Origin of the sequence: Aquimarina sp. Aq78, from assembly GCF_900299525.1 — a bacterium.
Taxonomy (GTDB): domain Bacteria; phylum Bacteroidota; class Bacteroidia; order Flavobacteriales; family Flavobacteriaceae; genus Aquimarina.
Genome location: NZ_OMKA01000034.1, coordinates 1 through 7,706, shown reverse-complemented (window position 1 = coordinate 7,706; position 7,706 = coordinate 1). Strand labels below are relative to the sequence as shown.

General features: G+C 35.2%; 7 protein-coding genes. All 7 read left to right on the top strand.

Annotation, left to right across the window (positions count from 1 at the left end; genetic code table 11):
* A partial coding sequence (locus DG435_RS25050; RefSeq protein ID WP_234420915.1) for a DUF6443 domain-containing protein occupies positions 1-3,925 on the top strand: 3,925 nt, incomplete at its 5' end.
* 12 nt (positions 3,926-3,937) lie between these two features.
* Positions 3,938-4,267, top strand: coding sequence for a hypothetical protein (locus tag DG435_RS25045; protein WP_106795189.1), 330 nt, complete (start codon positions 3,938-3,940; stop codon positions 4,265-4,267).
* 573 nt (positions 4,268-4,840) lie between these two features.
* Entirely contained in the window at positions 4,841-5,305 is a 465-nt protein-coding gene (locus DG435_RS25040; RefSeq protein WP_108840686.1) for a hypothetical protein, read from the top strand.
* 43 nt (positions 5,306-5,348) lie between these two features.
* Positions 5,349-6,302: an RHS repeat-associated core domain-containing protein gene (locus DG435_RS25035; protein WP_159025831.1), complete on the top strand. Its 954-nt coding sequence runs from the start codon at positions 5,349-5,351 to the stop codon at positions 6,300-6,302.
* A complete protein-coding gene (locus tag DG435_RS25030) occupies positions 6,295-6,738 on the top strand; it encodes a hypothetical protein (protein WP_106795192.1) in 444 nt (147 codons plus the stop codon). The genes DG435_RS25035 and DG435_RS25030 overlap by 8 nt, the downstream gene beginning before the upstream one ends.
* A gap of 229 nt (positions 6,739-6,967) precedes the next feature.
* Entirely contained in the window at positions 6,968-7,186 is a 219-nt protein-coding gene (locus DG435_RS25025) for a hypothetical protein (protein ID WP_159025832.1), read from the top strand.
* Position 7,187: 1 nt separating this feature from the next.
* On the top strand, positions 7,188-7,568 hold the full coding sequence (locus tag DG435_RS25020; RefSeq protein ID WP_106795194.1) for a hypothetical protein: 381 nt from the start codon (positions 7,188-7,190) through the stop codon (positions 7,566-7,568).
* Positions 7,569-7,706 lie beyond the last annotated feature (138 nt).

Sequence of the window (7,706 nt, the reverse complement as noted above, 5' to 3'; positions counted from 1 at the left end):
GGGAGTAAATCTTCAGGCCCAGGTAGTATTATCCGATAAGAATTATATACATTCAACAGTTCCTCAAACGGCCATGACTATTGCCCAGATGGAGGCTGTAAATTGTACCAATATCAATGATATTGATAAAACGATAGAAAGTGTTACCTATTTTGATGGACTGGGTAGACCCATACAACAACGAGCAATCAAAGCCTCACGAGATGGTAAGGATATTGTAACCCATATCACTTATGATGCCTATGGCAGACAGGACAAACAATACCTGCCTTTTGAGGCAAGTAATACCATCGGGAGTTATAAAGATATCGATGTCAATACCGATATTAATCAATATTACAAAGATACTTATACTGCTGATTTTCCTGGGATTACGAATGCTAATCTGGGAGAAGTAAATGCCTACTCAGAAAGTGTATTTGAGAAATCACCACTTAATCGTGTGATAGAGCAAGGAGCCCCGGGTAAAGCCTGGAAAGCAGATCATGATAGTGATACAGATCATACCATTAAATTTGATTGGGATACCAATGTAACTAATGAAGTAGTATATTTTAAAGTCAACTTTACAGGAGACGATACCGAAAAACCGACTTTGGTAAAAGATGGTCATTATGATCCTAATCAATTATATGTGACGATCACCAAAGATGAAAACTGGACTCCGACAGATGGAAACAATCATACTACCAAAGAATACAAAGACAAACTAGGTAGAGTGATCTTAAAAAGAACCTATGCCAATGTTGGGGCGCCGAGCGTAGTCGAGGCGCATGATACGCATTATGTATATGATAGATTTGGGAATTTAACGTATGTAGTACCTCCCAAAGTAGATACAAGTACTACAAGTATCTCTGCTACCGAGCTTGCCGAATTGTGCTACCAATATAAATATGATTATAGAAACCGATTGATCGAGAAGAAGATTCCTGGTAAAGACAAGGAATACATAGTATATAACACACTAGATCAGCCGATTATGACCCAGGATGCAAATCTAAAAGCAGCCAATGCATGGCTCTATACCAAATATGATGCCTTTGGTCGGGTGGCCTATACGGGTAAGATCACCGATGCCAGGAATCGTGCTGTCATACAAGCAGATGCTACTACCTATAGTGATGTGTTGTGGGTAGAACGTATTGCTCCTGTACTAGTCGATGGGGTACAACTCTACTATAATGATGGGGGTTATCCCAAAGTGACCAATGCTACACTACTCACCATCAATTATTATGGAGATTATACTGTTTTAGGCAGTGAAGATGCCTTTTTTAATGCACCAGCCACTGTATATGGTGTAACCCCCAGAGCACAAACCAAATCTTTACCAGTAGTAAGCAAAGTACGGGTGTTAGAAACTCTGGATTGGATCACTACCGTTACTTATTATGATACCAAATCAAGACCAATATATGTAGCCAGTAAGAACGAATATCTAAACACTACAGATGTTATAGAAACCAAGCTGGATTTTGTGGGTAAGGTAGAAGAAACCACAACCACGCATATTAAAGATAGTCATGCAGCGATTGTAACGACAGATACCTTTACGTATGATCATATGGGTAGAGCACTCACCCAAACCCAAAAGATCAATACCCAGGACCCAGAAGTGATAGCAGCCAATACTTATGATGCTTTAGGGCAGTTAGTATCCAAGAAAGTAGGTAATGCATTACAGGATATACACTACAAATACAATGTAAGAGGGTGGCTAAAAGGGATCAATGATGTAAATAACCTGGGGAATGATCTGTTTGCTTTTGGAATCAATTACAATACCACTACAGAAAACCTGGGAGCAGCGGATTTGTATAATGGTAATATTAGTGAGACCACATGGAAAACGGTTAGCGACAATACCAAAAGAGGATATGGATACCAATATGATGCGTTAAATCGAATCACCAAAGGACGTAGTAGTGATGGCCACTATGATCTGGCATCGGTATCGTATGACAAGGTAGGTAATATCACAAACCTTACCCGAGATGGGTGGCAGAACAGTACCGTGTTTACCGATATGGATATATTATCCTATACCTATGATGCAGGAAACAAACTCTTAAGTGTAGCCGATATAGGAAACAAAACCTATGGATTTAAAGATGGTACCAATACCAATGATGACTTTGTTTATGATGCTAATGGTAATATGATCCAGGATCAAAACAAAGGGATTACAGGGATTACCTATAATCATTTAAACTTACCTAAAACAGTTACTGTAAATAATACAGATCATAATGGAAATATTAGCTATATTTACGACGCCACTGGAGCAAAATTAAAAAAGATTGCAACAGAGGGAAGTTCTTTAATAGAGACTGAGTATGCCGGTAATTATGTGTATAAGAATGGTAATCTGGAGTTTTTTAATACCTCAGAAGGGTATGTAGAACAACACTCAGATGGCTTTAAGTACATCTATCAATACAAAGATCATTTAGGTAATATACGTTTAAGCTATAACAAGGGCGGTAACAAGACTTTTTTAAATGATACTTTTGATAGTAGTACCGATGGCTGGGGCGGTGGTGGCGTATCTGCAACCAATGGTCGTTTAGGTGTTAAGGTACGATATATGTACAGTGGTACAAATAAAAAGATCATACAATCCTTTAGTGCTGGAGAAACGATCAAGATCAAATTTAAGCTAGATGCCAATGGCAAAGGATATAAGATGCGTGTACTGGTCAATGAGATTAATGCTGCTAATGCAAGTACAGGATGGTATTCTGCTGGTGATGCTGCCGAAGGTAATTTTGAAGCTACTTACCAGATCAAGCAAGATGCTGCTAAGCTAAATATCAAACTGGGATTAACCAGTTGTATAGCCGCAGAAGAAGAAATCTATTTGGATGATATTAGTGTACTACAAGAAACCGAAGAAGGAATCATCGTACAGCAAGAGAAGAATTATTATCCCTTTGGACTACAACATCAAGGATACAATTTTGCTGTGAATGGTAGAAAGCATAATTATGGTTTTGGTGGAAAAGAAGAACAAGACGAGTTAGGTCTTGGTTGGATAGATATTACTGCTAGAAATTATAATCCTGCATTAGGTAGATGGATGAATCTTGATCCTTTGGCAGAAAAAATGCGTAGACATTCACCTTATAACTATGCTTTTGATAATCCTATATATTTTGTCGATCCTGATGGAAAAATGCCGTTTCCAGGATGGAAAAAAATAGCAAGAGCTGCTCTTAATTATGTTGGTCAACAAACTCAAGGAAATAATGTAGCACAATTATATGTTGGTTGGATGAAAGCAGGTGTTGAGAGCTTGTCCGACCCTCAAACTGATTCGCAAGATTATGCTATCCAAAAAGGAACAGGTATAGCTCAAGCTTTAGATGGAGATTATGCAAGTGCTGCGATAAATCTCAATGTTAATGGTCTAGGCGATACAATGGCAGCAGCAGAGCTTGGTAATAAAGCTGGTCAAGGAGATATGCAAGCCATAGGAGCTTTAGGTTTTACTGCAACAGCAACAGCTCTTTCTTTTGTTGGTCCAGTGAAAGCTAGACCTAAAAAAGTTAATACTTCAGGTACTGCAACAATTTATCATTATGAAGGAACAAGTACAAATAGATTTGGACATTATGCAGTCCAAACAGAAGTTAATGGCACAAAATTAGCTACAGATCAGGTTATAACTAGTGGAGATACCACGATACGTTTAACTAGTAATCTAGAAGGGGCTTCGAATATTGCAAAAGTTCGATTGCCAAATGCAAAAGCTGCTCAAGGTTATCAGAGTAGTCAAGTGGGGAAACAATTAGGTCCATATAATCAAAAATGTAATTCTTGTGTTAATCATGTTGGTAATGTTCTTCGCGAAGGGGGATTAAATGTACCAACTAGTTCGTTAAGAGAGTATGGATTTATTAAAACATTATTTGATCAATAGAAAATATAAAAAATGGGAGCAATACTTTGTGAAAAACATGGGAAAAGTTTTATCGTTCAAATGAGCAACAAACTTCATGAGTCGTTTTTAAAAGATGGCAAGGAGGAGATATTAAAGCTGATATTTAGAGTTGAAGAGTTGAATGAAGATTTTGTTTATTTTTTTTCTAAAGAGGATGATATATCTGGTTATAAAGATATAATGGATCTCAATCTTTTCGAAGAAGAATTTTCGAAAATTAGCTCAAACCCAGTGGTGTGTATTACTTGTTTTGAAGATTATCTAAAAATGAATAATAATAAAATTACTGAAAAGGTTTTTTTGGTAAAATCGGAAATTTAATAATGGTAATGGGTAATGGGGGTAATGTCCCAAACTGGTGCTTTTGAAAAAAAGCGTGTTTTTAAGAATGACTATCAATAACTTACAAAACAAACAAGCCTCTTTATTGAGGCTTGTTTATGTTGTTTACACTACTTAAAATTGCTTAGAACCTATTAAATAAGGGTTTTGTATCTCTACGTAGGTCAAATTGGTGCTTGGTTATATTTGCAAACTAAACAAATGAAATATTAGCTATATTTACGACGCCACTGGGGTAAAATTAAAAAAGATTGCAACAGAGGGAAGTTCTTTAATAGGATGGAGCGTAAAGAAAATACCCAGTGGGTATTTTTAGCGAACAGGCCAGCTGGCCCCGCTCGGGCATAGTATATCGCTAGTGCTAGTTTGCAACTAGTACCGGTAAGAGTGGTAAAATAAATAGTATTAAATCCACAGCAGCAATGTTGTGGATTTTTTATTGTCAATAGCTCTGGAAATATTAATTATATTTACGACGCCACTGGAGCAAAATTAAAAAAGATTGCAACAGAGGGAAGTTCTTTAATAGAGACTGAGTATGCCGGTAATTATGTGTATAAGAATGGTAATCTGGAGTTTTTTAATACCTCAGAAAGGTATGTAGAACAACACTCAGATGGCTTTAAGTACATCTATCAGTATAAAGATCATTTAGGCAATATACGTTTAAGCTATAATAAAGGTGGTAACAAGACTTTTTTAAATGATACTTTTGATAGTAGTACCGATGGCTGGGGTGGCGGTGCTATCTCTGCAACCAATGGTCGTTTAGGCGTTAAGGTACGATATATGTACAGTGGTACAAATAAGAAGATTACACAATCTTTTAGTGCAGGTGAAACTGTGAAGATACGACTGAAACTGGATGCCAATGGCAAAGGATATAAGATGCGTGTACTGGTCAATGAGATTGATGCTGCCAACAAGAGTACAGGATGGTATTCTGCTGGTGATGCTGCTGAAGGTAATTTTGAAGCTACCTACCAGATCAAACAAGATGCTGCTAAGCTGAATTAAACTGGGATTAACCAGTAGTATAGCTGCCGAAGAAGAGATCTATTTGGATGATATTAGTGTAGTACAAGAAACCGAAGAAGGGATCATCGTACAGCAAGAGAAGAATTATTATCCTTTCGGGCTCGAACACAAGGGTTACAACAATACTATCACAGGAAGAGAGCATAATTACGGATTTAATGGGAAAGAAGAGAATAACGAACTGGGATTAGAGTGGCACGACTTCGGATCGAGAAATTTTGATACTTCTCTTGGACGCTGGATCAATATAGACCCCTTGGCAGAAGGTTATGAGAATTGGTCTCCTTATAGTTATGCATTTAACAATCCTATTTATTTTATTGATCCTGATGGTGAAAGAATAAGGATAGGAAATAATGATTACTCCTATGAAGAGAATCGAGATTATGATGCAATAGAAGATGATTTTGAAAGAGATACATATAAAGCATTAGATAAATTATATTCCTCAGATGCTCTTAATATTGACCTAAATGGAGATGGAGAAAAGACTAATTTATTCGATAGTTTACTTGGCGATGATTATGATATTAGCATAGTTAAATCAAAAGGTAAAGGAAGTGCTTTTGATCGTAAGACTAATGATCTTGCTTTTAGTTCATCTTATGGAGTTGTTATCAATAAAAGTGGAGCAAGTAAAGAAGAGTTAGAAAAAACCACAGAAACAGGAGAAACAACTGAAAACACAGGTATTAACTCCCCTACAGCACAGTTAGGACATGAATTAGTCCACGGTTATAATTATAATACTGATAAGAAAGGATATATAAAAAGGAGATATGATTACTCAACTTCTAATAGAGATGATTTTACAAGACCACATTACAAAAATGCGGAAGAAAAAAGGACTACAACATTAAGTAATCAAATTAATACAGCGTTAGGTGAACCAACAAGATATGACCATAGAGGTGCAGCGATAAGAACTGAATCACCTACATCTAACAAACCTTTAAAAGTTAAAGCCGATGATTAAGAATATAATATTGATTTGTTTGATAATGATTTTTTGCTCTGGTTGTAATGGACAAGCTAGCGAAGAAGTTGTTTTATACCAAAATACAGGAGAAGTAGATAGATCTTATGATGTTACGGAAGCTACTTTTTGGGATTTTAAAAGTAATGGAGATATTGATTCCTTAAGAATAAATAATGTTGTAGGGTTTAATAATATTTACAGTAAAGTTTTAAAAAGTCCATATAAAGAAAAGCCTTTTCTAAATCCTGAATATGCTATTATAATTAAAACATCTAAAAATATTGATACTATATATTTGAATGAGAATCTGAATAAAGGTTATTCCGCAAATAAAGTAATTATGTTTAAAGATGAAAATGATTTAATATATGAGTATTTTAACAAGAATACCTTTTTAACAGAAAGGACAGTTTACTTCAGAAAGAATAATTAATTTAGTTACAAAAAATAAAGCCACCTTCGGGTGGTTTTTTTATATCACGGATGGTGTTGAATATGATGGAGAATCATTGAATGGTATCGCATCTGAATTAGGTGGGTAAATAGCATACATAGATGACGATGCTGATGGTTCTACAGATATACACGAAGTAGGACATTTATTCGGTTTGGAACATAGTTTTGAAGATGATAACTCAGCCACAAATTTAACCACAAATTATATGTCCTATGGACACCAAAAAGGACATAATCGAAATCATTTCACAGGAAGCCAACTATTTATAATGGCAGGCGCTGAACACAATAAGGGTAATCCAACACAAAAAGCACCTTATTCAACCAATAATTGGATATATAACTCTTCAAGCAATAAACAGCCTTGGGATTTTAACGTTAAAAAAGGTGATATCATACCTACCATTATAAGAAAATCAAATTAATATGAAGAAATACATATATCTAATATTATTTATCACCTCTTTTTTGTCTTGTACAAAAAGTGAGTTGTACATAATTATAAAAGACACAAACAATAAAAATCTTGAGAATTACAATTATGAAATTTACTTGAATGATGTTTTGAAATCAGAAAGTAAAGTAATATTTTCAAAGAGTATAAACGATTTTACAAGATTAAAGATACCTCTCATTGACATTAAGGATAGTTATAAGTTAAGTATAAGAGACAAAGAAAATGGAAAAATTTTGAAGGATACTGTTTTACCTGACAATCATAAATTTATCTATATTACATTCAAGAAGAATGATGATAAACCAAAAGTCTATTTGCTGTCTGATACGAAGAGGATAAAAATGGAATAATCCCTGCTGCCGCTAGAATGATCGCTACCGCAAGTTTGCAACTTGTGGCGGGTAATGTGTCTCGTCCTAAAAAAAGTTTACATATTTATACTTAATCCTAAAATAGATTTACATCTATATTTTAATCCTATTATTGGT